Annotated in this window: 1 protein-coding gene; it reads right to left on the bottom strand. The window is 49.4% G+C overall.

Annotated features, from left to right (window positions below; translation table 11 throughout):
• Positions 1-66: 66 nt before the first annotated feature.
• Positions 67-1,482, bottom strand: coding sequence for a group II intron reverse transcriptase/maturase (ltrA, locus tag B5E64_RS17650; protein ID WP_087169732.1), 1,416 nt, complete (start codon positions 1,480-1,482; stop codon positions 67-69).
• Positions 1,483-1,892: the final 410 nt, after the last annotated feature.

Raw genomic sequence — 1,892 nt, 5'->3', positions numbered from 1 at the left:
ATCGGATAGGGGAGATTTGACCCTCCCCTTCCACACCACGTAGCGTACCGTTCGGTACTACGCGGTTCAATAGTTTACACGTACTTTCAGATAGTGGGCAGTCATGGATGGATATCCAAGTCTGTCCACTAATATTTCCTTGGTAAGCACAGAGTTTAGCATTCCTGCCGCTCTCCATGTTCCCTTCCGGCAGTTCGCCAGTTCATGCACTTTCCATTCCGGAAGATGAAGTGCCCGGAGTATTTTATATCTCGTTCGCACCTTCTTCCACTGTTTCCAGTACACCGCTCGGATTCTGTGGCGGAGCCATTTGTCCGTTGTCTCCATCAAGCTCTTCATATCCGCATATCGGTAATAGTTTATCCACCCAGTCGTATATTTCCTGAGTCTCTTTTCTCTTTCCGTATTGCTCCACTTGTTTCCCCTTACTGTCAATTCCCTGAGATGGTTCTTCATCTTCTTGATTGACCCGGGGTGTACCCGCATTCGGCATTTCCCTTTGTGTCGGTAAAAACCGTATCCGAGATACTTCACTTTGCTGATGTGGCTTACTGTCGTCTTTTCGAGATTGATCTTCAGGTATAGCTTCCCTGTGATGAAAGGGATGATATGTTCCAGCGTTCTTTCTGCGCTTTTCCGACTTTTGCACAGTATCATACAATCGTCGGCATATCTCACGAACTTATGTCCTCTGCGTTCCAGTTCCTTGTCCAGCTCGTTTAGCATCACGTTTCCACACAATGGACTTAGCGGGCCGCCCTGTGGCACCCCCTCTGATGTTGCGTGAAATCCTCCATCTTCCATTACCCCGGCGTTCAGGTATTTGTGTATCAGCGAAATTACCCGTCCGTCTTTAATGGTTCTTGACAGCACCTCTATCAATTTGCTGTGGTTCACCGTATCAAAGTAGGCTTGTAAGTCCATGCTGATTGCATACACATATCCATCATTCACGTATTTTCTGCACTTTGCCAGTGCATCATGCGCGCTTCTGCCTGGCCGGAAGCCGTAGCTGTTATCCGAAAACTGTTCTTCGTAGATAGGAGTGAGTTCCTGCGCAATTGCCTGTTGAATCATTCGGTCTACTACAGTTGGTATTCCCAGCTTCCTTACTTTTCCTTTCTCTTCTTTGGGTATTTCTACCCTTCGGACGGGGTTGGGTTTGTATTTTCCCTCCCTCAGCTGCCTGACCAATTCGTCCCGGTGGTCTTTCAGGTAGGGCAGAAGTCCATCCACCTGCATTCCGTCAATTCCTCCTGAACCTTTATTGGCTTTCACCTTCTTGTATGCGGCGTTGAGATTGTCGCTTCTGAGAATGATATCAAGCAGGTTGTCCGTCCAAAAGTCCGTGTTGGTGTCAGGGTTCCCGGTAATCCATTCCTGGGCGTACACTCCTGTTCCCCTTCCCTGTTCCGCAGGTATCTCTCTCAGGTAGTCTTCAATATGAAGTTGTCTGTACTTAGTTCCATGTCTGGTTTCCATTTGGAAGTGGCACCTCCTATTGTTTCCCCCTTTCCCAGTGTCTTAAGCCACCGGGTATTGTAATATGGGGTCTGCTGACTTCTCACGACAAACCGTTTTCGACCATGGCTGTGAATGTTCTATCACTTTGTCATGTCCGTGAGATCTCCCCGGGTACTCACACGTTCTTTCCCACTTATACCTGCCCCGTTTACTGCTGGCGTTCCGTGCAGTTATTGGACTTTGATTTGTGATGCAATCTCATCCACGCTTCACAGCCTGTCCGGACAACTTTTACAGGCCAGTGGTTTGCCTCCGGCTTCCTTCAGACCCCACCTCACGGTGACGCCCTTGCCTTTGGCTGCACCCTTCCCACTGCCGGGCGGGTCAGGGACTTTCACCCCTTAGAACGTGTGCCCGCCGGGCGCACA

It is taken from the genome of Drancourtella sp. An12 (genome assembly GCF_002160935.1).
GTDB classification, from domain to species: Bacteria; Bacillota; Clostridia; order Lachnospirales; family Lachnospiraceae; genus Sellimonas; species Sellimonas catena.
Note: the sequence above shows the minus strand (reverse complement) of the source record. Positions and strands in the feature narration are given on the sequence as shown.